This is a genomic window from Mycobacterium sp. 155 (assembly GCF_000373905.1).
In the GTDB taxonomy this organism is placed as follows: Bacteria; Actinomycetota; Actinomycetes; order Mycobacteriales; family Mycobacteriaceae; genus Mycobacterium.
The window spans coordinates 1839459-1865196 of sequence record NZ_KB892705.1 but is presented as its reverse complement, the minus strand read 5'-3'; the positions used below and the strand labels follow the sequence as shown (position 1 = coordinate 1865196).

Sequence of the window (25738 nt, the reverse complement as noted above, 5' to 3'; positions counted from 1 at the left end):
GGCTGGTAGTAGATTTCACTGCCGCGGAGTAGGCGAAGGTGCTTGTGGGGCGCCTGGGGGTGCGGACGGGGCCTCATGTTGTTCGTGCCGCGGCTGATCCTGATTGTGTTCGCCCTCATCGTGCGAGCGGTCATCGCTCTGCCGGTCGCCCTCGTTGCGTGTGCCGCCGTCTGATTCGTCCGATGTCTCGTGTTCATCAATGTTGTACTCCGATGTTTCCGTCTGGTCGTGATGTCCTTCGTGATCAGCATTCTCGACACCTACCCAGACTCCGGCAGCGAATATCAACGCAGAGGCGAGCACCGCACCGACCGCGCCGAGGATGAGCGCGGCAACACGACTGATTCTGTTCAGTCGACTCCAAACAGGTTGGCGTGTAGCGGCGGCGGTTTTATCGGCGGCGCCACCGTCCGTCGTGGACGCCGGCTCTTCCGCAGCGAGAGGTTCTGGGGTATCGGTCACGTATTTACCGTGCCAGCACCGACCTGTACCCACGCTGAGGAACCAACGGCGCCACCGTCAGCGGTCAAGGCCTGCGCTCCACGCACGTACCTACCATCGGGGACGCTGCGTGTGGCCGCGGGTCACGCGAATAGTATTGGCACCAGGCGGAACAGCTGTAAATGCACCTGTTCTGCCAATTCAGCGTATTCGGCCGGTGATTCGATGCCGCTCGCCGTCGTCGTCGTGCTCTCATTCTTGTGCTCGCGACCGTAGCCTCGGAGCATTGTTGTCAGTGTTGTGCTGTCGAAGCGTTCGTCGTGGTGTCCGCTTGTGGGTGCTGTCGCTTCTCCAGTGGCCGGAGGAATAACGCCAAGACCACCACGAGGTAGGCCACCCATGCGCTGAATTGCAGCACCGTAGGGTCTGGTCGAAAATTGAAAATGCCTTGCAGCACAGCGCCATACCAGCTCGACAGATCAAACCAGCCGGAGATGTCGAAGGCGGTGGAGCTGGCACCTGGGAGCCAATTGGCGGTTTGCAGGGCCCGCACGCCATAGCCGAGGATCCCGGCAGCCACCACAATCAGCAGTATTGCCGTGCCCCGGAAGAATGCCGCGAAATTGATCCGAAGCGCGCCGACATACAGCAGGATGGTCAGTGCCACCGCCGCGGCGATTCCGATGAGGAGACCCAGGAGCGGCCAGATATCGCCCGATGCATTTTCGGCGTAGCCCACCATCAACAGTGCGGTCTCGACTCCTTCCCTGCCGACCGCGAGGAATGACAAGCTCACGATCGCTACGGGACCACCTGCGACCGCGGTCGCCATACCGGCTTTGAGTTCGCCCGAAATGGTGCGGGAGGCGGTCCGCATCCACAGCACCATCCAAGTGACGATGACGACGGCCACCAACGACGCTAGGCCTGCGACAAACTCGGCCGCGACCCCCGTGACCGTCGACGTGCCGTAGTGAATCCCCAGGAATATCGCAGCGATCATAGCCACGGCGGCACTCACGCCGAGCATCACCCACTTGAGTGCATCCCGCCGATCGCTCTTGACGAGAAAAGCGACCAGAATCATGACGACGATTCCGGTTTCGAGGCCTTCCCGCAGCCCGATGAGGCCACTGCCTACCAACTGTGCCGCGATCGACACGCTTCCGTCTGCCAGGTAGGCGACCACCACGCTCCTTTGAATTAGGTAAGGCAACCTTTAGTGCACCTTGGGCGGTGGCCACACTATGGCTCTGTACCTGAGAGGACGCTGAATGGCGACTTAGGCCGGCGTTGGCGCGCCATAGGGCACGCTGAAGGGGTGGCAGAGCGATGACATTGCCATCGCCTGGTGACGAGGACTCTGGGGAACACCGGCCGTTCACCACACCGCCGATGCTGAGCACAGCGGCCGTACTTGGGGGGACTGGGCGACGCCCGCATGTGGCCGCACCGTTCAGGGTGTGCTCAGCGGCTCGCGCCGACACTGGGATTGTGCGCGAGAGCCAACGCGCCGTGCTGACGGCGATCGAAACATGGATCGTGGACAACGTGCCGGCGGCCAGCACGCTGTTCACGCTGCTCTGTGCGGGGGTGATGGTTGCGGCAAGTTTCCGGTATCGGACACCGCCGTGGCGCGCGACGACGATACGGATCATGGGATTGGTGCTGGCGTTCTGCGCAATTGCGGTCCAAGTCGGTCGCAACGACTGGCTCACCGACGTCGACTATGTTGTCACCGATTGGATCGTCGCCCACCGCAGCCCCGTCCTGGACATAGTGATGCTGGGCATCACGAGTCTGTTTGGCCCGGCGGCAACGATCGTGGTCACCGGTGTCGTCGCTGCTGGGATCGGGTGGCGGCGCCGATCGGCGCTGACGGCGCTGACCGTCATTGGCACCGTTAGCGGTGCAGCCGCGGCCGGAGCCCTGATCAAGTTGTTGGTAGGCCGGCCCAGGCCGCCGCTGATACTGCGAGAGACCGTTGAACAGGGCTACTCATTTCCCTCCGGTCACGTCACCGCGGCGGCGGCGCTGTTCGGCATCGCCGCAGTGATGATCGGCGGCCGTAGCCGAATCTTGCAGCCCTTGCTGGCGGGCATCGGAGGGGTCGCGGTCTGCCTCGTCGCACTGAGCCGGATTTACCTCGGTGTCCATTGGTTGAGCGATGTGGTGGCCGGTGCGCTACTGGGTGCGGTGGCCGTATGCCTAGCTACGGCGGCGCTGCACATTGATCGTTGGTGCAGAGGAACTTCCGGCCGTCGCCGAACCTCGCTGGCACGGTATGAGGGCGTTCATCGCGACCGGGTGAACGAGTCGATGACAATGCGCCACGGGTCGTTGTTGTCGGAACCGACCGGGACACAAGGCGTCACGATGCCCCGTGGCCCAGGCGCGTGCATTCGTAGCGTTCACTTGCTGTCTTGACGGAGACCGGGTTCGGTAGGGGATCTGCTGGTAGGTGATCAGCGCCGCGGGACCTAGCCAGCCGCTATACGATACTGATCTATCCTCCGTGAACCCTGTTGTCTACTTTGCGATCTGGGTCAACTCCGCTGTCCGGGCACAGTCCTCGCGAGCGCGCGCCAAACCAGACTGCATTCCATCGGTGGGCAATCCAGACCAGAGGCGGGTTCAGCGTCTTCTTAGGGGTGCGTTGTCACACTCTGACCCGGTTCGCCGCAGTCGTGGTGCGCCATATCGATATCAGAGCCAGGGAGACCATGACAGTGATAGTTCGGACGATGTTCGCGATGATCGTCGCCATGGCAGCGCTATTCACCGGCGCCGGGACCGCGCATGCAGGTCTGGATAATGAGCTGAGTCTGGTTGATGGCCAGGATCGGACCTTGACGGTTCAGCAGTGGGACACCTTCCTCAATGGGGTGTTTCCCCTGGACCGTAACCGGCTGACTCGTGAGTGGTTCCATTCCGGTCGGGCCAAGTACCACGTCGAGGGCCCCGGTGCCGATGACTTCGCGGGCACGCTGGAACTGGGCTATCAGATCGGCTTCCCGTGGTCCCTGGGTGTGGGCATCAACTTCAGTTACACCACCCCGAACATCCTGCTCGACGACGTCAACATCAACCCGCTCTCAGCCGGCTTCAACCCACTCGGGCAGGTGATCACGCCTAACCTGTTCCCCGGTGTGTCGATCTCGGCTGACCTGGGTAACGGCCCGGGTATCCAGGAGGTCGCGACCTTCTCGGTGGACGTCAAGGGCCCGGCCGGCGGGGTGGCGGTCTCCAACGCCCATGGCACCGTGACTGGCGCCGCCGGTGGTGTGCTGCTGCGTCCGTTCGCCCGTCTGATCGCCTCCACCGGTGACAGCGTCACCACCTACGGCGACCCCTGGAACATGAACTAACGGTCAGCCCTACTCGGCTCAGCGGCCCGAAAGCTGACGACGCGGGTTTGCTGGGTTGAAAACCCTTGGGTGAGCCCGGAATACGGAGACACAGTGCATCTGCGGCCGCCGGGCGCATGCTGTGGGACGGGACACCGCAACGTGCCCCGGGGTGGTGCGTATCGCAGGCTCCTCAGCCGGCGCTGAACCCCATACGGATCATCGACAGATCAACGTGCATTACCAGAGTTGACGCAGTGCGAGAGTTCGCTGCGACCATACCTACCTCTGGTCAACATGCGCGCCCGTTCCGTCTCCGACAACCCGCCCCATACGCCGAATGGCTCAGCGATGGTCAGCGCGTGGGCGCGGCACTGCGCAAGTACCGGACAGTCCCGGCACAGTTCTTTGGCGCGTTTTTCACGCGCCCACCGGGCACGACCGCGCTCGCCCTCCGGGGCAAAAAACACTGATGAATCAACACCCCGACAGCGTGCACGGATTTGCCAATCCCAATGGTCGCCATTGGGTCCAGGCAACTGCTGTGGCAGGCGCATACCAGCTCCTAACGAATGTCAGCCGGAGCCCTCCAAATAACGCGCCTCACTCGCGCGGCGTGATGAAAGGACCGGTCCAGGTGTTGGTGCTTGAGTTTGAGTCGAGTCCGGTTGGGTTCTCGCCGAATCAAATGATCTGGAGAGCGTTAGACGTCTGGGCTTGCGCGGCTGGGTGGAGATACCGAAATCAGATTTCGAAGTATCGGAAGGAGTGCGATTCCATGCCGTCGGGGTTGGGTCCGTAAGTGGTAAGCATCCGCGCGTAGACGGGCGCCCAGTATCGGCCTGTGCGTCCTGGATTGACGCGCGCCGAGTCGCCAGGTCCCAGAATGACGGACTCGCCATCGCACTCGATGTGAAGTTCACCTTCCACAACGAAAGCCGTCTCGGTGTGCGGGTGGAAGTCCTCCCAGCCGCAGCGCTCCAGCTCCCATTCCGAGAGTATGAAATCATCCCAAGCACCGACAGGATCAGCGTTGATGAATCTGCAGCGCATCCTGGGCCATTCGTCACCAAAGGTCTCCATGGACTTCGACGGCCAGGAATCGATTGCTTTCCCCGTCGCCAGTGGCAAGGGCGGGGTAGGTTTTGTCATTTCTACATCCGTTTCTTCGGGGGAGTCTGCACTACGGAAAGCTCCAGTAAATAATTTGAGAGAAGTGAAGACAGGAGTGTGAGGGTTCAGACGCCAGCCTTGATCAGAAGTGCATCAACCAGAATGAAAAGCATGGCCCGGTGATCGGTCGCGTTCGGGTTGGTCATGTATTGGATGGCCGCTCCGTTGTAGATCATCAGGAAAGACCGCACGAGTGTTGTCATGTCCATCAGACACTTGTCACCGTTGTTTTTGGCTGCGGCGGAGAAGATATTTCCCAGCTCCACGACGTAGGCAGGATAAATCTTCGCGGCCAGCGGGCTTACGGAAGCATTACGCGTTGCCCACAGGATGAGTTCGATCTCGGCGAGGAGGCTTGCGGGCTCTTCGGCTAACGAACGCCAGTACTCTTCGGCCACTTGTTCCACGGCCTTGCGAAGTCCTAGGTGAACTGAAATATCGTGAGAAAATCTGTTCAAGTTCTTCAACCAAGCGCCGGCTGCTGCGTCCATGAGCTCGCTCTTGTCAGCGAAGCAATAGTGTGCGGTCGCCAAGGGTGCCTTGGCCTCCTTGGCGATGGCCCGCATGGTCACTGACTGAACACCTTCGCGTCGCATTAGTTCCAGGGTCGCTGAAATCAGCTGTCCTCTTCGCTTGTCTGCGGATACCCGCATAGCCACCCCTCCAACCTCCTGGTTTCGCTCCGTTCTCGAAGCACATTATTTCGGGGATCGCAATCCCCTCTTGACGCGCTGATTCGAATACCCGCAGTTGTGGCAGGCCGTTGGGGCCACCGCCCATAATTCCGGCTCTTAATATCATGAGAATTTCCTCTTCCAGATTTTCGTGGGACGTTGGTGTCCAACGGTGTGAGTGAGGCCGTATATCAAGCCGGTAACTGAGCGATTCCGCTTTCTGTTAACGGCCGGTGCCTGTGCACCGAGCTATTTCTCGGTGGCAGACGTGAATTCCAGGTACCCACTGACAAGACGAAAAGAGGCAGAGATAACAGGGCAGTGGATCGCATCCCTAGACATTTCACAACCGGTCGGCTTGAACCGTTCCCGTGGCGAAATATCGATGTATAGACCAATGTCTGGGTTCGCTGGGCTGTCTACCCTTCCCAGCGAACCCAGACCAGGGCCCTAGGGGGCGAAGGTGCGGTCGCCGGCGAAGAATCCGAGCCCGTACTCAGGGGTCTCGAACTTCACGGTGGTTCCCTTGGGGAAGAACAGCACGTCGCGCTCCTTGGCGTGCGTGACCTCGCCGGTGTCCTGGTCGGTGAGGATGAACTCGCCCTTGACGACGATCTTCATCTCGTCGTAGGTGTAGGTGTAGACCAGGGGCTCGGACTTCTTCAGCTCGAAGAACCCGGCGCACATGACCGATCCTTCGGGGTTGTGGAGGGCATCACCGATAGCGGCGACGACACCGGCCTCGTCCATGCTCGGCAAGCCTTCGTAAGCCTTCTCCACCTTGTGGATGGCCCCGGCCTTGCTCAGGGTTCCGATAGTTGTGATTTCCGTCATGGTTACTCCAATTCGTGGTGTGAATAGTCCGACCGCTTTAGCCGAACTGTTGATCTTTGATACGCACATTCCGGATACGGAATCTGCACGTTGGTCGCACACGGGACTGAGTCGATCTCAAAACCCCACGCGCTGTTGACTAATGCGTAGGTTCACTCAGTTCCTTGGGCCGGCGGGTTTGTTCGCGGACCTGTGGTTTTGCTTGTTCCAAGTAGGTGAGGAACCCCAGGTGACTCTCGTAGCGGGCCAGGACGTCCTCGATCACTTGGTCGTGTGTTACGCCCATGAGGTCGTAGCCTTCGGAGCCGGTCTGGGTGAAGGCCTCCACCCGGTAGTAGCCGTCGGTTTCAGGGAACATGCGCCCCCCGAATACGGGAACGGGAGTTTCCACAGCCTGGACCTGATAGAGGAAGTTGCTGTGGTCCGGGATGTTGACGACCAACGTGTAGCTAGGAATATCTGTCGGAGCGTTCGGCTCGATTTCAAGGGTGGCTTGGTGGCCCTGCTCCGTGAACTCCCCAACAAGTTCGGTCAGTGCGGGATGAACAGTGTCTTCCATGAACTGTGCTGCCTGCTTTTTGGAGGGATAGGACCACATCGCGCGAAGTCTGTGGCGCCAGGTGTGGTCGGGCGCATGACCGTTGGTTACGGCCATTGACGGGCGGCGCAGCACCCGGCCTTCAAGTTGGGCGCGCTCCACCCGCAGCGCTTTCGTGAAGGACGCCATGACCAGCCACGCGATAATCGTCACGGGAAGGGCGAAGATGAGCGTGGCGTACTCCATGGTGGTCACGCCACCCGCCACCAGCATCGCGATGACCAGCAGCCCGGTGACCAAGGCCCAGAAGACTCGCAGCCATTTTGGCCCGTCCTGAGACGGATCGGGAATGGTAGAGGAGAAGTTGGACATCATCATGGCACCGGAGTTGGCGCTGGTGATGTAGAACAGCACGCCCGCCAACGTGGCCAGCCCGATCAGAAAGGCCGCTCCGGGGAACATCCCGAGCAACGCGTACCAGCCCTGTTGGGGGTTATCAATGGCCAGTTGAGCGAACTCTTTGTTCCCTCCCAGGACCTCGTGCATGGCGCTGTTGCCGAAGATGCTCACGACTAAGAAGTCGCACAGCACCGGGACAGTGATCGCAGCGATCACGAACTCACGCAATGTCCGACCACGTGAAATACGTGCCAGGAACAGGGCTACGAAAGGTCCCCAGGCCAGCCAGAAGGCCCAGAAGAACAGAGTCCAGGCGCCCATCCAGTCTGAACCGCCCGGCTCGTAGGCGAAGGTCTGCAATGTGCGGGCGGGCAGCGTAAAGATAAAGCGGCCGATGTTCTCCAGCAGGGCGTTGAGCAGGAACGAGGTCTGGCCAGTCACCAAGATGTAGAGCAGCGTGGCCGCCGTGGCCCAGATGTTCAGCTCCGCGATCCAGCGGATGCCTTTGTCGACGCCCGAGGTGCAAGCGCCAATGGTCACCACGACGGCGACAACCACCAGTGCGATCTGCAGAGCTAGACCCTGTTCCAAGCCGAACATGATGGAGAAGCCGACATTCAGCAGCACCACTCCGATACCCAGTGCCGTGGCAACCCCGACGACCGTTCCGACCAAGACGACGATATCGACCGTGTCACCGGCGCGGCCGTGGACCCGTCTGCCCAGCAACGGGTATATGGCGGACCGGATTGACAGCGGCTGGCCCTTCCGGTAGGCGAAATACCCCATGGCCATGCCCAGAAGCGCGTACATGGCCCAGCCGGCTATCCCGTAGTGGAACATGGTCCACACCACCGCGTCCTGGGCGGCGGCTGGTGTCTGGCCTTCGCCGGTGGGGGGATTCATGTACTGGGTGATGGGTCCGGTCACCGAGAAGAACAGCATGTCGATTCCCACGCCAGCAGCAAACAACTGGGCCACCCACGTGAAAAGTCGGTATTGCGGGCGGGAGTGGTCGGGGCCCAGCCGGATGGAGCCAACCTTGGACAGTGCGACCCACAGGATGTATCCAATGACGACCGTGACCGTGAGGACATAGATCCAGCCGACGTTTGCCGCAAGCCAGGACATCACCGTTTTCATGGTGTCCTCCGCGTTGCGGGGAGTCGCTATCGCCCAGATGGAGAAGGTTAGGATGATAGCTGCAGCAACGATGAGGACGAGCCAGTTGACTCTGGGCCCGCCGTTCTCGGCAAGTTTAGCCGGCGGCTCGTCAACGTCTTTGTCGATGGTACTCAATGGTTTAACTCCAATCCTGGGTCCAGGCTGCGCGCATCGCAGTCGATAAAGTTGTGTCTTCAGCCTTTTGACCCCGGTATTGAAGGCGCTGATAAGTCGGCGCCGCCAGGGATGGCTATGTCGTCACCGAGTCCGAGCCTCTGTCGTGGCTGAGGAGGCGGACCCTCTCCGAGAAATCCGGTGTGACGTCAGTCACCTGTGACGACCGGCACAACTGTGACATAGACATCGGTCTAAGTCAACTGTTTAAGACGAACGATAGTGATGGCTATCCATCGCGCGCGACCCTATGGCGACCTGCGCATTGGTCAAGCTGGATGAGTGTGGATCCCGGAGACTCGGTTGCGGTGGACGGCCAACTCGCCGCGACACCTTGTCGAGGAGCTGGGTTGCGCCGGTGTCCGCAACGACGGGAAAGTTAGCCGCGGGACAATGGACTCGGTGTGCACGTCAACGTCAAGGCGTCGGAACGTGAGTTGCATTCGGACACAGGCGTGCAATTCGGCCAGCTACTACTCGGGGCGGGAGTGTCGGCCTTCGGGGTGACCCGGTGGATTTTGCCTATGTGGACATCGTGTGGGCCACGAAACTTATACGCCGGCTTTGATCAGCAGTGCGTCAACCATCATGAAGAACAAGGCTCGGTAATCATCGGCGGCCGTCGGATCGGTCAAGTATTGAATGGCTGCCCCGTCGTAAACCATCAAGAAGGCTCTTACAAGCCCCGGGAAGCCTATGAGGCACTCCTCACCGTTGTTACCGGCCGCGGAAGAGAAGATCCGTCCAAGTTCCTCTTCGTAGGCGGGATAGATTTTCGTAGCCAGCGGGCTGGCGGCGACGTTGCGCGTTGCCCAGAAGATGAGCTCGAACTCAGCAAGGAGGCTCCTCGGTTCCTCTTCCAGCGCTCGCCAGTAGCCTTCGGCGACTTGTTCCACGGCCGTACGGAGTCCCAGCTCGATCGAGGCGTCTTTGGAAAACCGGCTCAGGTTCTTAAACCACGCCTCGGCGGCCGCCTCCATGAGCTCGTCCTTGTTGCTGAAGCAGTAATGTGCTGCAGCCAAGTTGGCGTTGGCCTCCTTGGCTATTGCCCGGATGGTCACCGACTGAACACCCTCGCGACGCATCAGTTCAACGGTCGCTGAAATCAGCTGTTCTTTTCGTTCGTCTGCTGGCACCCGCATAGCACACTCTCCAGTTTCCGAGGATGTTGTTCGGCTACCGAAAGCTTATCCGCGTCCTGTCTTGAACCACTGCCTTGAACGATCGTCTATGTACGCTATTCTGCGGTGCGGTGACCCGACGTCACGACGAAGCGGTGTCCGTTTGGCGGTAGTCGCGTCTGAACACGCCCCGGTGCCCGACACCTACCGGTGATCGAATCTCACGCAGTCGGGTTCATGTGCCACCGTCCATGCGGCGCGACTGGTCGTCGTCCGGAGATGGCTGCGTTCACGGCGAACACCACCAGACTGGTTGGCGAAATCAGGAACCCGACCCACCCATCACCAGGCCGAGGTGGCCGTTGATCACCGCTTCGGTTTCGTGCAGGCAATGCTCCAGCGCCGCCGCCTGAGCGGCGTGGTCGTGTTCGGCCTGTTCGAACTCGAAGGAGTTGTTCCGCCGGATCCGACGCCCACAGCAGAGGCGCCATCTCGCCCTGCACCTGCACGGTGGCGGTGGTGAGCCGATTCGACTGGGCGGCCACGGCGAGTCCGATGTGGAAGCGGCTGTCGGCCTTTCGCCGGTCCTGCGGGCTGGCCGCGGACCGGAAAGTGTCGGCCAGGCTTTGCGGCCGGGCTTGATCGGCACGATCGGCCCCGTTGGTGCCTAATTGCGCGACAAGGGAGAACGAACTGCTGCACATCGCCTCGGCAGGAGCTGAACTCGCCGTAAATGTCTGCGCTGTGGTCTGGGTCACGTCAAGAGTTGATTTGGGCGCCGTCTCACGGCCAGACACACGTGGCGTCCCCACCGGGCGTTGTCGGCAGGGTTCGGTAGGGTCCTCCGACGTGACTCAGAGCGTTCCGCCGTCCGAAAAAACTGCTCCTCGCGTCGGCGTCGTCAAGTCGGTAACCGCCCGCATTGCCGAAGAACTCACCGTGGGTGAGCGCCAGGTGGCCGCGGCCGTTGCGCTGCTGGACGAGGGTGCGACGGTTCCGTTCATCGCGCGGTACCGAAAAGAAGTCACCGGAAGCCTCGACGACGGCCAACTGCGCACCCTCGAGGAGCGCCTGACTTACCTGCGCGAACTCGATCAACGTCGCGACGCGGTGCTGGCCTCCATCGAGGAGCAGGGCAAGCTGACCGACGAGCTGCGTGCCGCGCTGATGGCGGCCGACACCAAGGCGCGCGTAGAAGACGTATACCTGCCCTACAAGCCCAAGCGACGCACCAAGGCGCAGATCGCCAAGGAGGCGGGTCTGGAGCCGCTGGCCGACCGGTTGCTCGCCGACCCGAGCCTGGTTCCCGACGCGGTGGCCGGCGAGTTCCTCAACGAGAACGTCGCCGACGCTGCGGCCGCACTCGACGGCGCCCGCCACATCCTCATCGAGCGGGCCTCCGAGGATGCCGAGTTGGTCGGTGCCACCAGGGAGAAGTTCTGGGCCGATGGGGCACTGCGCACCGCTCCGTGGTCCGACGAGGCTGCGAAAAGCGCTGCGGCCCAGAAGTTCCGTGATTACTTCGAGTTCTCCGAGCCGCTGGAGAACATGCCGTCGCACCGCGTGCTGGCCGTGCTGCGCGGCGAGAAAGAAGAGGCGCTGGCGCTGACCTTCGACGCCGGCGACGACGAGATCTACCAGGCCATGATCGCCCAGTCTCTTGGCATCGACCTGGCCGCGAAGGCCCCGGCGACACCTTGGTTGGCGACTACTGTCCGGCTGGCCTGGCGGGCCAAGCTGATGATCTCCGCGTCGGTCGACGCCCGGATGCGGTTGCGCCAGCGAGCCGAGGACGAGGCAGTGACGGTGTTCGCCCGCAACCTCAAGGACCTGCTGCTGGCGGCCCCGGCGGGCACCCGCACGACGTTGGGCCTCGACCCCGGTTTCCGCACCGGCGTCAAGGTTGCGGTGGTGGATGGCACCGGCAAGGTGGTCGATACCTGCGCCATCTACCCGCACCAGCCACAGAAGCAGTGGGATCAGGCCAAGGCCATCCTGGCCGCACTCGTCGCACGCCATGGCGTCGAGCTGATCGCCGTCGGCAACGGCACTGCGTCACGCGAAACCGACGCGTTGGCCACCGAACTCATCGCCGACATCCGCTCGGCCGGCGCACCCGCGCCTACCAAGGCCATGGTGAGCGAGGCCGGCGCGTCGGTCTACTCGGCGTCGGCCTATGCCGCGCACGAGCTGCCCGATCTCGACGTGACGCTGCGTGGCGCGGTATCGATCGCGCGCCGACTGCAGGATCCGCTGGCCGAGCTGGTGAAGATCGATCCGAAGTCCATTGGTGTCGGGCAGTACCAGCACGACGTGACGCCTGGTTTGCTGGCGCGCAGCCTCGACGCGGTCGTCGAGGACGCGGTCAACGCGGTGGGCGTCGACCTCAACACCGCTTCCGCCCCGCTGCTGGCGCGGGTGTCCGGGGTCACCGAATCGCTGGCCAGTGCCATCGTCGCCCACCGGGAGAGTGCAGGGGCGTTTCGCAGTCGCAAGGCGCTGCTCGAAGTTCCCCGTCTGGGCCCCAAAGCTTTTGAGCAATGTGCGGGGTTCCTGCGAATCCGCGACGGAGAAGATCCATTGGACGCGTCCGGCGTGCACCCGGAGTCCTACCCCGTGGTCCGTCGGATCCTGGACCGCTCCGGGGTAACCCTGGCCGAGCTGATCGGTGATGAACGCTCACTGCGGTCGCTCAAGCCCGCCGACTTCGCCGACGACCGCTTCGGTATCCCCACGGTCACCGACATCCTCGGCGAGCTGGAAAAGCCCGGCCGTGACCCGCGGCCTGCGTTCTCCACGGCCACCTTCGCCGCCGGGGTGGAAAAGGTCGGCGACCTCAAGGCCGGCATGGTCTTGGAAGGGGTGGTGACCAACGTCGCGGCCTTCGGGGCGTTCGTCGACGTGGGTGTGCACCAGGACGGGTTGGTACACGTCTCAGCGATGGCCGATCGCTTCATCTCCGATCCACACGAGGTGGTGAAGTCCGGTCAGGTGGTGCGGGTCAAGGTGCTCGATGTCGACGTCGACCGGCAGCGGATCAGCCTGACTCTGCGCCTGAACGACAGCCCCGAACGGGATCGGGGCGAGCGACCCGAGCGTGGCGGCGACAACCGTGGCGGCAACCAGAACCGCGGCGGTGGAAACAGCCGTCGCGATAGCGGCAACCAGGCTCGTGGCAATCAGGCCCGCGGCAATCAGGCCCGCGGTCGCGGCAACGACTCCCGGCGCTCGAACCAGCCGTCAGGTTCTTTGGCTGATGCGCTACGCAAGGCCGGCTTCGGGAACAAGTAGTCGCGGCGTCATTCGACGCCGATGGCGACCTCGGTGGACTTGATGAACACCGTGGCCGGCTGCCCCTCCTTGAGTCCCAGATCCACCGCGGCGTCGCGGGTGATCGATGATGTGACGATCTGATCACCGCCGTCCAGGCGGACTTTCACCGTGGCCATCACAGTGCCGAGGTTGACCTCGACGATCGTGCCGGCAAGTTGGTTGCGGGTGGAAAGGCGCATGGTGGAACTCCCGTCTGTGGTGCTGACGCCGTGCAGGTTACACTCCGGGCTCCGAGGCGCTGCGAGGTTCGCGAATGTGAAGCCAGTGCGGAAAATTCACGAAAACCACGCAGACGATTCACGATCGCGGAAATGCGTTATCTGGTCTGCGCGATGTTCAGGTCGTTCGGATCGTGGGTATCGTCGCCGCGCTGAGACCGGCGGCACGCTTGGTGTCACTCCAGCGTGACGCTCGGGCGCCAATGCCACTCCAGCGTGACGCTCGGGCGCCAATGCCACCGCTGGGGGAGCTAGTGACGCTGGGGGAGCTAGTGAGCGTGACGTTGGGGGCTACCGCGTGACGCTGACCGGGTCGACGCCCCAGATGTCGTCGCAGTACTCGGTAATTGCCCGGTCTGACGAGAACTTGCCGCTGCGTGCGGTGTTCAGGATCGACTTGTAGGTCCAGGCCTCGGTGTCGCGCCACGCGGTGCTGACCCGCTCTTGGCGCTCGACATAGGAGGTGTAGTCGGCCAGCACCAAGAAGGGGTCGTTGTGGCGCAGGCTGTCGACCAGTGGGCGGAACACTTCGGTGTCACCGTGGGAGAAGGTGCCGTCGGCGATCAGGTCGAGCGCCGCCGCGAGCTCGGGATTGCCCGCCACATAGTCCGTCGGTCGGTAGCCGTTGCGCTTGATCCGCTCGACCTCGTCGACGGTCAGGCCGAACAGGAAGAAGTTCTCCGCCCCGACCTCGTCGCGTATCTCGACGTTGGCGCCGTCGAGCGTGCCGATGGTCAGCGCGCCGTTGATCATGAACTTCATGTTGCCGGTGCCCGAAGCCTCCTTGCCGGCCGTTGAGATTTGTTCGGACAGATCGGCGGCGGGATAGATGAATTCGGCGTTCTGCACGTTGAAGTTCGGGACGAAGGCGACCTTGAGGAACCGGTTGACGTCTGGATCGTTGTTCACGGTCTCGCCGACCGCATTGATCAGCTTGATGATTCGCTTGGCCAGGAAGTAGCCGGGTGCGGCTTTGCCGCCGAAGATGAATGCGCGCGGGACGCTGTCCGGTCCGGGATTCTGCTTGAGGCGATGGTACTGCGTGACGATGTTCAGCACGTTGAGGTGTTGGCGCTTGTACTCGTGAATGCGTTTGACCTGGATGTCGAACAGCCAGTCGGGGTTCAGTTCTACCCCGGTGGTGGAAGCGACATAGGCAGCCAACCGAGCCTTGTTGTCCCGCTTGATTGCTCGCCACTGGGCGCGGAAGGTCGGATCGTTGGCGTAGGTCTCCAGTTCGCGCAGCTTGGTCAGATCCCTCAGCCAGCCATCGCCGATGGTGTCGTCCAGCAGGCTACGGAGCCCGGGATTGGACAGTGCCAGAAAGCGGCGTGGGGTGACACCGTTGGTCTTGTTGGAGAACCGCTCGGGCCACAGCTCGTAGAAGTCTTTGAGCACACTCGATTTCAGCAGTTCCGAATGCAGCGCCGCGACACCGTTGACGGCGTGGCTGCCGACGGTGGCAAGATGCGCCATCCGCACACTCTTGCCGTTGTCCTCGCTGATCAGCGACATCCGGCGCAGCCGGTCGGTGTCATCGGGGAACTTGGCGGCGACCTCGTCGAGGAAGCGGCGGTTGATCTCGTAGATGATCTCCAGGTGCCGCGGCAGGGATTCGCCGAACATGGCCAGCGGCCAGGTCTCCAGCGCCTCCGGCAGCAGGGTGTGATTGGTGTAACCGAACGAGGCGACCGTGATGTCCCACGCCTCATCCCAGCTCAGCTGCCGCTCATCGATCAGCAGCCGCATCAGCTCGGCTACCCCGATAGCGGGGTGAGTGTCGTTGAGCTGCAAGGCGAACCGTTCGGGAAGCTCGCGTACCGAGACATCGGCGAGGTCATCGAGAATGTGTAGGACGTGCTGCAGCGAGCACGACACGAAGAAGTACTGCTGCAGCAGGCGCAGCCGTTTGCCGACATCGGGCTCGTCGTTCGGGTAGAGCACCTTGGTCACGGTCTCGGAGGTGACCTCGTCCTCGACGGCCTTGTAATAGTCGCCAGTGTTGAACGCCTCCAGTGCGAACGACTTGACGGCCCGGGCGCTCCACAACGTCAGCACGTTGCACGTTTTCACGCCATAACCCTGGATGGGGGTGTCGTAGGCGACGCCTTTGATCACCCGCCCCGGCACCCAGCGCGCCCGGTTGTGGCCGGCCTGGTCGGCGTAGTGCTCGGCGTAGCCGCCCCAGTTCACCTCGTAGCTCACATCGGGTTTGGCTATCTCCCAAGGGTTTCCGTCGTCGAGCCAGTTGTCGGTCTTCTCGAACTGCCAGCCGTCGTGGATCTCCTGGTCGAAGATGCCGAACTCGTAGCGGATGCCGTAGCCGATCGCCGGACGTTCAAGCGTCGCCAGCGAGTCGAGGTAGCACGCGGCAAGCCTGCCCAGACCGCCGTTGCCGAGGCCGGGTTCCTCCTCGCAGGCCAGCACCTCGTCGAGATCCTGCCCAAGCTCGGCAAGTGCGGTGCGCGCAGCCGACTCGATCTGCAGGTTGAGTAGGTTGGCACCCAGCTGCGGGCCCATCAGGAACTCGGCAGAGAGGTAGCACGTGACCTTGCGGCCGAGGTCGAGGGATGTCTGCGTCGACGTGACCCGGTTGTCCTGCATACGGTCCCGCACGGCCAGGGCCAGGGCGCGGTAGTAGTGCTCGGGCCGCAGCGCGGCAGCCGGCCGGCCGATCGAGTAGCGGAGATGGTCAACGATGCCGCGGCGCAGGGCGTCGGCCGACAGGCCGGTGCGGCTGTGTTCGTGCGTGGGTACGTTCTGCGCGACGCCGGTCATGGCGGGCAGTCTGGCAGCTGGACATGCACAGCAAACCGGCAATGGGAGGCCGACAAGTGAACGGCCGCGGTGCGACGGTTAGACGTTCTGCTTCATCGATTGATCGCGTCGCCGCTTCGCCCAGTCACCGTGAGGCCGCAGTCACAGTTCCGCCCCGAAGGTGTCACGTCGTGCAACCCGACACGGCGGCCGTTCCGTCGCGCGTCGCGGCGGAGAGGCTTCAACCCGCCGGACCCACGTCACCGCCGCGAGGCTCACGCGTATCCGCGCCAGCGCAGGATCCTGCCGATCGAGAAAGAACTGCAGGTGAACGCTGGTATCGAGGGCATTGAGGACAGCAAGATCTTCGTGGTCGAACGGCTCTGCGACGGCGACGACGTGCCCATGGAGGCCGACGCGCTGTTTGTGCGGCTCAAACCTGGGCAGCCTTGACCCCAGCGGGCTCGGGGCGTGGGCCGCCCCACCGATAGCATGGTCGCGATCGTATTGCGCCCCGCAACCCTAGGAGAGTCCCCGATGAGCGCCGCCGCCAGCTCCGCCCCCGCAGCCCCGATCCGGGTCGCTGCCGGGACTACCGCCGGGGCGGCGGTCCGCGAGGCGGGGCTGCCGCAGCGCGGTGCCGTCGATGCCATCGTGGTGGTGCGCGACGCCGACGGCCGGCTGCGTGACCTGTCCTGGATCCCCGATGCTGATGTCGAGGTGACCCCGGTCGCCGCCGATACCGACGACGGCCGCAGCGTGATCCGACACTCGTGTGCGCACGTGCTCGCGCAGGCCGTGCAGGATCTCTTCCCCGAGGCCAAGCTCGGGATCGGGCCGCCCATCGTCGACGGCTTCTACTACGACTTCGACGTCCCGCAGCCGTTCACGCCCGAGGATCTGGAAAAGCTCGAGAAGCGGATGCAGAAGATCGTCAAGGACGGTCAGCTGTTCGATCGGCGGGTCTACACGTCCAAGGACGAAGCCCGTCGGGAACTCGCCGGCCAGCCCTACAAGCTGGAGCTGGTCGACGACAAATCTGGTGCCGCAGACAACCTGGACGAAGTGATGGAAGTGGGCGGCGACGAGCTCACCGCGTACGACAACCTCAATCCCCGCACCAAAGAACGGGTTTGGGGCGATCTGTGTCGCGGTCCGCACATCCCGACCACCAGACACATCCCGGCATTCAAGCTGACCCGCAGCTCAGCGGCTTACTGGCGCGGCAACCAGAACAATGCGAGCCTGCAGCGCATCTACGGCACCGCGTGGGAATCGCAGGAAGCCCTCGACAAGCATCTCGAGCTCATCGAGGAGGCCCAGCGCCGCGATCACCGCAAGCTCGGCGTGGAGCTCGACCTGTTCAGCTTCCCCGACGAGTTGGGTTCGGGCCTACCGGTTTTCCATCCGAAGGGCGGCGTGGTGCGTCGCGAACTCGAGGACTACTCGCGCCGCAAGCACCTTGAGGCGGGCTACGAGTTCGTCAACACCCCGCACATCACCAAGGAGAACCTCTACATCACCTCGGGGCACCTGGAGTGGTACGCCGACGGCATGTTCCCGCCGATGCACATCGACGCGGAGTTCAACGAAGACGGTTCGGTTCGTAAGCCGGGGCAGGACTACTACCTCAAGCCCATGAACTGCCCCATGCACCACCTGATCTTCCGGTCGCGGGGCCGCTCTTATCGGGAACTTCCGTTGCGGCTCTTCGAGTTCGGCAGCGTCTACCGCTACGAGAAGTCCGGCGTCATCCACGGCCTGACCCGGGTGCGTGGCATGACCCAGGACGACGCGCACATCTACACCACGCGTGAGCAGATGCGTGACGAGCTCACCCGGCTGTTGCAGTTCGTGCTGGACCTGTTGCGTGACTACGGCCTCGACGACTTCTACCTGGAGCTGTCCACCAAGGACCCGGAGAAGTACGTCGGCTCCGACGAGATCTGGGAGGAGGCCACCAACACCCTGCGTGAGGTGGCCGAGGCGTCCGGCCTGGACCTGGTGCCCGACCCGGGCGGCGCGGCGTTCTACGGGCCCAAGATCTCGGTGCAGGTCAAGGATGCGCTCGGGCGCAACTGGCAGATGTCGACGATCCAACTGGACTTCAACATGCCCGACCGGTTCGAGCTGGAGTACACCGCCGCCGACGGCAGCCGGCAGCGGCCCGTGTTGATCCACCGGGCGCTGTTCGGTTCGATCGAGCGGTTCTTCGGGGTGCTCACCGAGCATTACGCGGGAGCGTTCCCGGCGTGGCTGGCCCCGGTTCAGGTGGTCGGCATCCCGGTGGCCGATGCGCACCTGGATTACCTGTACGACGTTGCCGCCCAGCTGAAGTCGCGTGGTATCCGCGTCGAGGTGGATGCCAGTGACGACCGGATGGCCAAGAAGATCGTCAACCACACCAACCAGAAGGTGCCGTTCATGCTCCTGGCGGGTGACAAGGATGTCGAGGCCGGCGCCGTCTCGTTCCGGTTCGGGGACCGTACCCAGATCAACGGCGTGCCCCGCGAGCAAGCATTCGACGCCATCGCCGAATGGGTCGAGCGGCGTGAGAATGCCGTTCCGACAGCCGAATTGGTCAACGCGGTAACGGCGATGAGCGCTTGCGCGAAGAGCCAGGTAGCCCCGACGTGACCGATCCCGACGAGCGGACCATCGTCGACCACGGTGTCGGCGACCCCGACCATCTGCAGCGACTGTGGACCCCGTACCGGATGAGCTACATCGCCGATGCGGTCAAGAACGACAACAAGGTCGGGTCGGCCGGGTCGTCGGAACCGTTCACCGACATCCCGGAACTGTCCGACGAGGACGGTCTGATGGTGGCCCGCGGGCAACAGGTATACGCGGTGCTGAACCTGTACCCGTACAACCCGGGGCACTTGATGGTGGTGCCGTACCGGCGGGTGTCGGAGCTGGAGGACCTCACCGCCGAGGAGAGCGCCGAGCTCATGACGTTCACCCAGAAGGCGATTCGCGTGATCAAGGCCGTCTCCCGGCCGCACGGCTTCAACGTCGGGCTCAACCTCGGCACGTCGGCGGGCGGTTCGCTGGCCGACCACCTGCACATGCACGTGGTGCCGCGCTGGGGCGGTGACGCCAACTTCATCACGATCGTCGGCGGCGCCAAGGTGATTCCACAGCTGCTGCGCGAAACCCGGGTGCTGCTGGCCACGGAATGGGCCAAGCAGTCGGGCCCGGCGGGAGTGGACCGGTGAGCAACCTGTTCCTGATGAGTCGGGCCGCCTACGTCAAGGTGTCCCGTCCGGTGGCCAAGGCGGCGCTGCGTGCGGGCCTGACCCCCGATATGGTCACCATCGTCGGCACCGCAGGCTCGGTGACCGCCGCGCTGACGCTGTTCCCGATCGGGCAGCTGTGGTGGGGTGCGTTCACTGTGGCCGTCTTCGTGCTCGCGGACATGCTGGACGGCGCGATGGCCCGCGAACGAGGCGGCGGAAGCCGGTTCGGCGCGGTGCTCGACGCAACCTGCGATCGGATCGCCGACGGCGCGGTGTTCGCCGGTCTGTTGTGGTGGGCGGCTTTCGGTTCAGACAGGCCGTCGCTGGTGGTCGCGACGCTGATCTGCCTGATCACCTCCCAGGTGATCTCCTACATCAAGGCACGGGCAGAGGCCAGCGGCCTGCGCGGTGACGGCGGCATCATCGAGCGCCCCGAGCGCTTGGTGATCGTGCTGCTGGGCGCGGGCCTGTCCGGGGTGTCGTTCCTGCACGTGCCCTGGCTGGTGGATGTCGCGATGTGGGTCCTCGCGGTGGCCAGTGTGGTCACCGTGGCGCAGCGGCTGCACGCGGTGCGTACCTCGCCCGGCGCCATGGAACCGCTGCACCCGGCCCACCCCGCCGAGTCGAACGAGCAGAGCGAGCGGTGACGATCACCAGCCGGATGCCGTTCAGCGGGCGGATGACCGATATGGGCTACGCGGCCGGCTGGCAACTGGTGCGCGCCATGCCGGAGTCGATGGCCCGCAACATGTTCGACGTCGGGGCGTGGTATGCGTCGCTCGGTGGCGGGCCCGACCAACTGCGCAAGAACCTGGCCCGCGTCATCGGGGTGCCGCCCGCCGAGGTGTCCGGCGACCTCATGCGGGAATCGCTGGCGTCCTATGCGCGATACTGGCGGGAAGCCTTTCGCCTGCCGTCGATGGATCTGCCCGCCGTCGCCCGGCGCCTCGACGAAGTGGTCATCGGCGCGGACAGGCTCAAGGTCACGCACGACGCCGGCCGCGGTGGCATTCTTGCGCTTCCGCACAGCGGGAACTGGGACATGGGCGGTGTCTGGCTGGTGAGCCGGTACGGCACCTTCGCCACGGTCGCCGAACGGCTCAAGCCCGAATCGCTGTACCGGCGCTTCATCGAGTACCGCGAGAGCCTCGGCTTCGAGGTATTCCCACTGTCCGGCGGGGAACGGCCGCCCTTCGAGCTGCTTTCAGAGCGCTTGCGCGACAACAGGATCGTATGCCTGATGGCCGAGCGGGATCTGACTCGCAGCGGTGTCGAGGTCGACTTCTTCGGCGAACCCACCCGGATGCCGGCCGGATCGGCCAAGCTTGCCATCGAGACCGGTGCCCCGCTGCACCCGACGCACGTCTACTACGACGGCGACGACTGTGTGGTCGAGATCTTCGATCCGCTCGACACATCGTCTGGTGACGTCGGGATCATCACCCAGGCGCTGGCCGATCAGTTCGCCAAGAACATCGCCGCGCACCCCGCCGACTGGCACATGATGCAGCCTCAGTGGCTGGCGGACCTTTCGGACGAGCGCCGCGCCCGGTTAGGCACCTGATGAGCGCTTGCGCGAAGAAGCGACGGAGCTGAGCGATGCGAATCGGGATGGTCTGCCCGTACTCGTTCGACGTACCCGGCGGCGTGCAATCCCATGTGCTGCAGCTTGCCGAGGTGATGCGTGCGGCCGGCAACGAGGTCAGCGTTCTCGCCCCGACTTCTGCTGACGCCCACGCCGCGCTGCCCGAGTACGTGGTGTCTGGCGGCAAGGCTGTGCCGATCCCGTACAACGGCTCGGTCGCACGGCTGCGATTCGGGCCGGCGACTCACCGGATGGTCAAGAAGTGGCTGCGGCACGGTGACTTCGACGTGCTGCACCTGCACGAACCCAATGCGCCGAGCCTGTCGATGCTGGCGCTGAACATCGCCGAGGGGCCGATCGTCGCGACGTTTCACACTTCGACGACGAAATCGCTGACCCTGTCGGTGTTCCAGGGGATCCTCCGACCCCTGCACGAGAAGATCGTCGGCCGCATCGCCGTGTCCGACCTGGCGCGGCGCTGGCAGATGGAGGCGCTCGGTTCGGACGCGGTGGAGATCCCCAACGGTGTCGACGTGGCGTCGTTCGCCGGGGCCTCACCGCTCGACGGCTATCCGCGGCCGGGTCGCACGGTGCTGTTCCTCGGCCGATTCGACGAGCCCCGCAAGGGCATGGCCGTGTTGCTCGGTGCCCTGCCGAAACTCGTCGAGCGGTTCGCCGACATCGAGATCCTCATCGTCGGGCGCGGTGACGAGAACGCGTTGCGGGAGCAGGCCGGCGATCTCGCGTCACATTTACGGTTCCTCGGCCAGGTCGATGACACCATCAAAGCGGCCGCGATGCGCAGTGCCGACGTGTACTGCGCACCGAATCTCGGCGGAGAGAGCTTCGGCATCGTCCTGGTCGAGGCGATGGCCGCAGGCACCGCCGTGGTGGCAAGCGATCTGGACGCCTTCCGGCGTGTCCTCGACGATGGCCGCGTGGGTCGACTCGTCCCGGTGGACGATGCAGACGCTCTTGCCGAAGGCTTGATCGACGTCCTCGATGACGACGCGGCCCGAGCCCGTTACATCGCTGCCGCCACCGAGCGGGTCCGCCGCTACGACTGGTCGGTCGTGGCCGGCGAGATCATGAGAGTCTACGAAACCGTCGCGGGCGCTGGGACGAAGGTGCGGGTCGCCGGGACCGCGGTCAAGGGTGCCGCGGCCGGAGGTTCAGCTTCATGACCGGGGAGATCGTCGTCGGCGTCCTGATCCTGCTGGTCGTGGTGCTGTTGCTGGTGGGGATGTGGGCGTTTCAGACCGCCAACCGGCTGGACCGGTTGCACGTGCGCTACGACTTGTCGTGGCAGGCACTTGACAGTGCGCTGGCGCGGCGCGCGGTGGTGGCCCGCGCCGTCGCCGTCGATGCGTATGCGGGCAGCCCGCAAGGCAGACGACTGGCCGCGCTGGCCGACGCCGCGGAGCGGGCACCGCGATCAGCGCGCGAAATGGCCGAGAACGATCTATCGGCCGCGTTGGCAACCGTCGACCCGGCATCGCTGCCGGTGGCGCTCGTCGCCGAGCTGGCCGACGCCGAGGCGCGAGTGCTGTTGGCGCGCCGTTTCCACAATGACGCCGTGCGCGACACCCTCGCGCTGCGTGAGCGTCCGGCCGTGCGCACGCTTCGGCTGGGCGGGACCGCGGCGCTGCCGAGCTATTTCGAGATTGCCGAGCGCGCAGATGCGTCGAGCGTCGCGGCCGGCCCGGTCAGTCGGCGCATGTCGGCGCGCGTGGTGCTGCTCGACGAGTCGGGTGCGGTACTGCTCCTGCGTGGCAGCGATCCGGCAATCGATGCACCGGACAATCCGGCGCCGCGCTGGTGGTTCACGGTCGGCGGCGCGGTCCAGCAGGACGAGAAACTGCCGGATGCGGCTGCGCGGGAACTGACCGAGGAGACCGGCCTGCAGGTGGATCCGGCGGCCTTGATCGGGCCGGTATGGCGCCGCGACGCGGTGATCGATTTCAATGCATCGGTGATCCGCAGCGAGGAATACTTCTTCATTCACCGGACACCGCGGTTCGAACCCTCGGCCTCGGGCCGGACCACGTTGGAACGTCATTACATCCACGGTCACCGTTGGTGCGATGCAACAATGATCGCCGAGCTGGTCGCCGGCGGGGAGGCCGTGTACCCGCTGCAGTTGGGTGAACTGTTGGGGCAGGCCGTTGACCTGGCCAATCGCTTGTCCGACGAGCAGACGAGTACGCGGACACCCCCGCATCGTGAGCTGCAAACCATCCGCTGATGCGGATTCGATGGATTTGGCAGCTCGATAGACTGAATCAGTAGCAATTGGAGGAGATAGCAGTGGAAATCGGCGGGCAAGAGCGCAGCGATCGGGGGATTGCTGGGGCGGTGCAGAACGGTGCAACGAGTCAGACCGGTACCGCGCGCGTCAAGCGTGGCATGGCTGAGATGCTCAAGGGCGGCGTCATCATGGACGTCGTCACTCCCGAGCAGGCGAAGATCGCCGAGGCCGCGGGTGCGGTGGCCGTCATGGCACTGGAGCGAGTGCCTGCCGACATTCGTGCCCAGGGTGGCGTGTCGCGCATGAGTGACCCCGACATGATCGAAGGCATTATCGAGGCGGTGACGATTCCCGTGATGGCCAAGGCGCGGATCGGGCATTTCGTCGAGGCGCAGATCCTGCAGGCGTTGGGTGTGGACTACATCGACGAGTCCGAGGTGCTCACCCCGGCCGATTACACCAACCACATCGACAAGTGGAAGTTCACTGTGCCGTTCGTGTGTGGCGCGACCAATCTGGGTGAGGCGCTGCGCCGGATCACCGAGGGTGCGGCGATGATCCGCTCCAAGGGCGAGGCCGGCACCGGGGATGTGTCCAACGCGACGACCCATATGCGCAAGATCGGCGGGGAGATCCGTGGGCTGACGTCGCTGAGCGAGGACGAGCTCTACGTCGCCGCCAAGGAGTTGCAGGCACCGTATGACCTGGTCGTCGAGGTGGCCCGGGCCGGAAAGCTGCCGGTCACGCTGTTCACCGCCGGCGGTATCGCCACTCCGGCCGACGCGGCGATGATGATGCAGCTGGGCGCCGAGGGCGTGTTCGTGGGCTCAGGCATCTTCAAGTCGGGCAACCCGGCTCAGCGGGCCGCGGCGATCGTGAAAGCCACCACGTTCTACGACGACCCCGATGTGCTGGCCAAGGTGTCGCGCGGGCTGGGGGAGGCCATGGTCGGCATCAACGTGGAAGACATCGCCCAGCCGCATCGGCTCGCCGAGCGCGGCTGGTAAATGGCGATTGAAGAGATCCTCGATCTGGAGCAGCTCGAGGTCAATATCTATCGCGGTGGCGTGTTCAGCCCGGAGTCGGGTTTCCTGCAGCGCACGTTCGGCGGTCATGTAGCGGGACAGTCGCTGGTCTCCGCGGTGCGCACCGTCGACCCGCGCTTCCAGGTGCATTCGCTGCACGGCTATTTCCTGCGCCCCGGCGATGCCACCACGCCCACGGTCTACCTGGTCGAGCGGGTGCGCGACGGCGGCTCGTTCTGCACCCGGCGGGTCCTCGCCGTCCAGCACGGCGAGACGATCTTCTCGATGTCGGCCTCGTTTCAGACCCGCCAGACCGGCATCGAGCACCAGGACGCTATGCCGGAGGCGCCACCGCCGGATGATCTGCCCGGCTTTCGGTCCGGTGGAGCGTTCGACGACGCCGGGTTCGCGCAGTTCGCCGAGTGGGATGTCCGCATCGTGCCGCGCGACCAGGTGCACAAGGTGCCCGGCAAGGCCTCTCAGCAGCAGGTGTGGTTCCGTCACCGCGACCCGCTGCCCGACGACCATGTGCTGCACATCTGCGCGCTGGCCTACATGAGCGACCTCACGCTGCTGGGCTCGGCACAGGTCAACCACCTCGGTGTGCGCAAGCATCTGATGGTGGCCTCCCTGGACCACGCCATGTGGTTCATGCGGCCGTTCCGGGCCGACGAATGGCTGCTCTACGACCAATCGTCGCCGTCGGCGTGCGGCGGGCGTTCCTTGACCCAGGGCAAGATCTTCAACAGGTCCGGCGAGATGGTGGCGGCCGTGATGCAAGAGGGGCTGACCCGCTACCAACGGGATTTCACGCCTTCGGAAGAAAAATGACCAAGCATGTGGGGGTGCTGGCCCTTCAGGGCGACACCCGAGAACACCTGGCTGCCCTGCGTGCGGCCGGGGCAGAGGCGAGTACGGTTCGTCGACTGTCCGAACTGGAAGCGGTTGACGCCTTGGTGATCCCCGGCGGGGAATCCACCGCGATGAGTCATCTGCTGCGGGAATTCGATCTGCTGGAACCGTTACGGGCGCGCATTGCCGACGGTCTGCCCTGCTACGGGTCCTGCGCCGGGATGATCCTGCTAGCCACCGAGATCGCCGACGCCGGAGTCGAGGGGCGCGCCGCAGTGCCGCTGAAAGCCATCGACATGACTGTGCGCCGCAACGCATTCGGCCGACAGGTGGACTCCTTCGAAGGCGAAATCGACTTCGAGGGTCTCGACACTCCGGTACATGCCGTGTTCATCCGGGCGCCGTGGGTGGAGCGGGTAGGACCTGACGTGCAGGTGTTGGCCCGGGCTGCCGACCACATCGTGGCGGTGCGTCAGGGACCGGTGCTCGCGACGTCGTTTCATCCGGAGATGACCGGCGACCGGCGCATCCACAAGCTGTTCGTCGACTCGTTGTGACCGTCCTTACAAACCGCTGACCTGGGCCTATGTCGAGACACAGGAAGTCCCCGGCG

At 64.0% G+C, this 25738-nt stretch carries 23 protein-coding genes; 13 read left to right on the top strand and 10 right to left on the bottom strand.

The annotated features are described in order from the left end of the window. Positions 1 to 15 precede the first annotated feature (15 nt). Positions 16 to 462, bottom strand: coding sequence for a hypothetical protein (locus B133_RS24350; protein ID WP_157625825.1), 447 nt, complete (start codon positions 460 to 462; stop codon positions 16 to 18). Positions 463 to 733: 271 nt separating this feature from the next. Then, positions 734 to 1633: an iron uptake transporter permease EfeU gene (efeU, locus tag B133_RS0108660; protein WP_018600449.1), complete on the bottom strand. Its 900-nt coding sequence runs from the start codon at positions 1631 to 1633 to the stop codon at positions 734 to 736. 302 nt (positions 1634 to 1935) lie between these two features. On the opposite strand from efeU, the gene B133_RS23305 reads away from it, so the two are divergent. Beyond that, a complete protein-coding gene (locus B133_RS23305) occupies positions 1936 to 2868 on the top strand; it encodes a phosphatase PAP2 family protein (RefSeq protein WP_018600448.1) in 933 nt (310 codons plus the stop codon). 296 nt (positions 2869 to 3164) lie between these two features. Further along, complete coding sequence (locus B133_RS0108650; RefSeq protein ID WP_018600447.1) at positions 3165 to 3809, top strand: MspA family porin; 645 nt, start codon at positions 3165 to 3167, stop codon at positions 3807 to 3809. A gap of 209 nt (positions 3810 to 4018) precedes the next feature. Here the strand turns inward: B133_RS0108650 and B133_RS23625 are convergent, their stop codons facing one another. The 6 genes from B133_RS23625 to B133_RS0108620 all read right to left on the bottom strand — a co-directional run bounded on the left by B133_RS23625 (position 4019) and on the right by B133_RS0108620 (position 9886). Beyond that, the gene (locus B133_RS23625; protein WP_026256157.1) at positions 4019 to 4345 is read right to left on the bottom strand and encodes a WhiB family transcriptional regulator; all 327 of its coding nucleotides are present in this window, start codon (positions 4343 to 4345) and stop codon (positions 4019 to 4021) included. Positions 4346 to 4532: 187 nt separating this feature from the next. Beyond that, positions 4533 to 4940 carry a cupin domain-containing protein gene (locus B133_RS0108640; protein WP_232423276.1) on the bottom strand — a complete coding sequence of 136 codons (408 nt, stop codon included), beginning with the start codon at positions 4938 to 4940 and terminating at the stop codon, positions 4533 to 4535. An 86-nt stretch (positions 4941 to 5026) separates the two neighbouring features. Next, complete coding sequence (locus B133_RS0108635; protein WP_081618204.1) at positions 5027 to 5614, bottom strand: TetR/AcrR family transcriptional regulator; 588 nt, start codon at positions 5612 to 5614, stop codon at positions 5027 to 5029. 471 nt (positions 5615 to 6085) lie between these two features. Beyond that, complete coding sequence (locus tag B133_RS0108630; RefSeq protein WP_018600443.1) at positions 6086 to 6469, bottom strand: cupin domain-containing protein; 384 nt, start codon at positions 6467 to 6469, stop codon at positions 6086 to 6088. Positions 6470 to 6608: 139 nt separating this feature from the next. Further along, a complete protein-coding gene (gene betT / locus B133_RS22545; RefSeq protein ID WP_018600442.1) occupies positions 6609 to 8705 on the bottom strand; it encodes a choline BCCT transporter BetT in 2097 nt (698 codons plus the stop codon). 590 nt (positions 8706 to 9295) lie between these two features. Beyond that, entirely contained in the window at positions 9296 to 9886 is a 591-nt protein-coding gene (locus B133_RS0108620; RefSeq protein ID WP_081618203.1) for a TetR/AcrR family transcriptional regulator, read from the bottom strand. Between the two features lie 828 nt (positions 9887 to 10714). Here B133_RS0108620 and B133_RS0108610 point away from each other — a divergent pair. Continuing rightward, positions 10715 to 13156, top strand: coding sequence for a Tex family protein (locus B133_RS0108610; RefSeq protein ID WP_018600438.1), 2442 nt, complete (start codon positions 10715 to 10717; stop codon positions 13154 to 13156). Between the two features lie 8 nt (positions 13157 to 13164). Here the strand turns inward: B133_RS0108610 and B133_RS0108605 are convergent, their stop codons facing one another. Together B133_RS0108605 and B133_RS0108600 are read right to left on the bottom strand one after the other, a co-directional pair. Beyond that, positions 13165 to 13377 carry a molybdopterin-binding protein gene (locus tag B133_RS0108605; protein ID WP_018600436.1) on the bottom strand — a complete coding sequence of 71 codons (213 nt, stop codon included), beginning with the start codon at positions 13375 to 13377 and terminating at the stop codon, positions 13165 to 13167. 330 nt (positions 13378 to 13707) lie between these two features. Then, positions 13708 to 16194, bottom strand: coding sequence for a glycogen/starch/alpha-glucan phosphorylase (locus B133_RS0108600; protein ID WP_018600433.1), 2487 nt, complete (start codon positions 16192 to 16194; stop codon positions 13708 to 13710). Positions 16195 to 16500: 306 nt separating this feature from the next. Between B133_RS0108600 and B133_RS24865 the strand changes: the two genes are divergently transcribed. The 10 genes from B133_RS24865 to pdxT all read left to right on the top strand — a co-directional run bounded on the left by B133_RS24865 (position 16501) and on the right by pdxT (position 25682). Further along, a complete protein-coding gene (locus B133_RS24865) occupies positions 16501 to 16626 on the top strand; it encodes a hypothetical protein (protein WP_369751444.1) in 126 nt (41 codons plus the stop codon). Between the two features lie 84 nt (positions 16627 to 16710). Further along, positions 16711 to 18810 (top strand): threonine--tRNA ligase, encoded by a 2100-nt coding sequence (thrS, locus tag B133_RS0108590; RefSeq protein WP_018600431.1) that lies wholly within the window; start codon positions 16711 to 16713, stop codon positions 18808 to 18810. Continuing rightward, positions 18807 to 19394 carry an HIT domain-containing protein gene (locus tag B133_RS0108585; protein WP_018600429.1) on the top strand — a complete coding sequence of 196 codons (588 nt, stop codon included), beginning with the start codon at positions 18807 to 18809 and terminating at the stop codon, positions 19392 to 19394. Before thrS ends, B133_RS0108585 begins: the two co-directional genes overlap by 4 nt. Beyond that, positions 19391 to 20062 carry a phosphatidylinositol phosphate synthase gene (gene pgsA / locus B133_RS0108580; protein ID WP_018600427.1) on the top strand — a complete coding sequence of 224 codons (672 nt, stop codon included), beginning with the start codon at positions 19391 to 19393 and terminating at the stop codon, positions 20060 to 20062. Before B133_RS0108585 ends, pgsA begins: the two co-directional genes overlap by 4 nt. Continuing rightward, positions 20059 to 20979: a phosphatidylinositol mannoside acyltransferase gene (locus tag B133_RS0108575; RefSeq protein WP_018600424.1), complete on the top strand. Its 921-nt coding sequence runs from the start codon at positions 20059 to 20061 to the stop codon at positions 20977 to 20979. Before pgsA ends, B133_RS0108575 begins: the two co-directional genes overlap by 4 nt. Before the next feature lie 35 nt (positions 20980 to 21014). After that, on the top strand, positions 21015 to 22184 hold the full coding sequence (locus tag B133_RS0108570; RefSeq protein WP_018600422.1) for a glycosyltransferase family 4 protein: 1170 nt from the start codon (positions 21015 to 21017) through the stop codon (positions 22182 to 22184). Beyond that, positions 22181 to 23245: an NUDIX hydrolase gene (locus tag B133_RS0108565; RefSeq protein ID WP_018600420.1), complete on the top strand. Its 1065-nt coding sequence runs from the start codon at positions 22181 to 22183 to the stop codon at positions 23243 to 23245. The genes B133_RS0108570 and B133_RS0108565 overlap by 4 nt, the downstream gene beginning before the upstream one ends. A 98-nt stretch (positions 23246 to 23343) precedes the next feature. Continuing rightward, complete coding sequence (gene pdxS / locus B133_RS0108560; RefSeq protein WP_026256153.1) at positions 23344 to 24255, top strand: pyridoxal 5'-phosphate synthase lyase subunit PdxS; 912 nt, start codon at positions 23344 to 23346, stop codon at positions 24253 to 24255. Continuing rightward, positions 24256 to 25104, top strand: coding sequence for an acyl-CoA thioesterase II (gene tesB / locus B133_RS0108555; protein ID WP_018600416.1), 849 nt, complete (start codon positions 24256 to 24258; stop codon positions 25102 to 25104). Next, positions 25101 to 25682 (top strand): pyridoxal 5'-phosphate synthase glutaminase subunit PdxT, encoded by a 582-nt coding sequence (pdxT, locus tag B133_RS0108550; RefSeq protein ID WP_018600414.1) that lies wholly within the window; start codon positions 25101 to 25103, stop codon positions 25680 to 25682. The genes tesB and pdxT overlap by 4 nt, the downstream gene beginning before the upstream one ends. Positions 25683 to 25738: the final 56 nt, after the last annotated feature.

Excerpts from the sequence above, each read along its gene's own strand:
- B133_RS23625 (WP_026256157.1), bottom strand. The coding sequence starts at position 4,345 with ATGCGCCTGCCACAGCAGTTGCCTGGACCCAATGGCGACCATTGGGAT.
- thrS (WP_018600431.1), top strand. The coding sequence starts at position 16,711 with ATGAGCGCCGCCGCCAGCTCCGCCCCCGCAGCCCCGATCCGGGTCGCT.
- B133_RS0108635 (WP_081618204.1), bottom strand. The coding sequence starts at position 5,614 with ATGCGGGTATCCGCAGACAAGCGAAGAGGACAGCTGATTTCAGCGACC.
- B133_RS0108630 (WP_018600443.1), bottom strand. The coding sequence starts at position 6,469 with ATGACGGAAATCACAACTATCGGAACCCTGAGCAAGGCCGGGGCCATC.
- B133_RS0108605 (WP_018600436.1), bottom strand. The coding sequence starts at position 13,377 with ATGCGCCTTTCCACCCGCAACCAACTTGCCGGCACGATCGTCGAGGTC.
- B133_RS0108570 (WP_018600422.1), top strand. The coding sequence starts at position 21,015 with ATGCGAATCGGGATGGTCTGCCCGTACTCGTTCGACGTACCCGGCGGC.
- B133_RS0108600 (WP_018600433.1), bottom strand. The coding sequence starts at position 16,194 with ATGACCGGCGTCGCGCAGAACGTACCCACGCACGAACACAGCCGCACC.
- B133_RS0108565 (WP_018600420.1), top strand. The coding sequence starts at position 22,181 with ATGACCGGGGAGATCGTCGTCGGCGTCCTGATCCTGCTGGTCGTGGTG.
- B133_RS0108620 (WP_081618203.1), bottom strand. The coding sequence starts at position 9,886 with ATGCGGGTGCCAGCAGACGAACGAAAAGAACAGCTGATTTCAGCGACC.
- pdxT (WP_018600414.1), top strand. The coding sequence starts at position 25,101 with ATGACCAAGCATGTGGGGGTGCTGGCCCTTCAGGGCGACACCCGAGAA.
- B133_RS0108650 (WP_018600447.1), top strand. The coding sequence starts at position 3,165 with ATGACAGTGATAGTTCGGACGATGTTCGCGATGATCGTCGCCATGGCA.
- B133_RS0108640 (WP_232423276.1), bottom strand. The coding sequence starts at position 4,940 with ATGACAAAACCTACCCCGCCCTTGCCACTGGCGACGGGGAAAGCAATC.
- tesB (WP_018600416.1), top strand. The coding sequence starts at position 24,256 with ATGGCGATTGAAGAGATCCTCGATCTGGAGCAGCTCGAGGTCAATATC.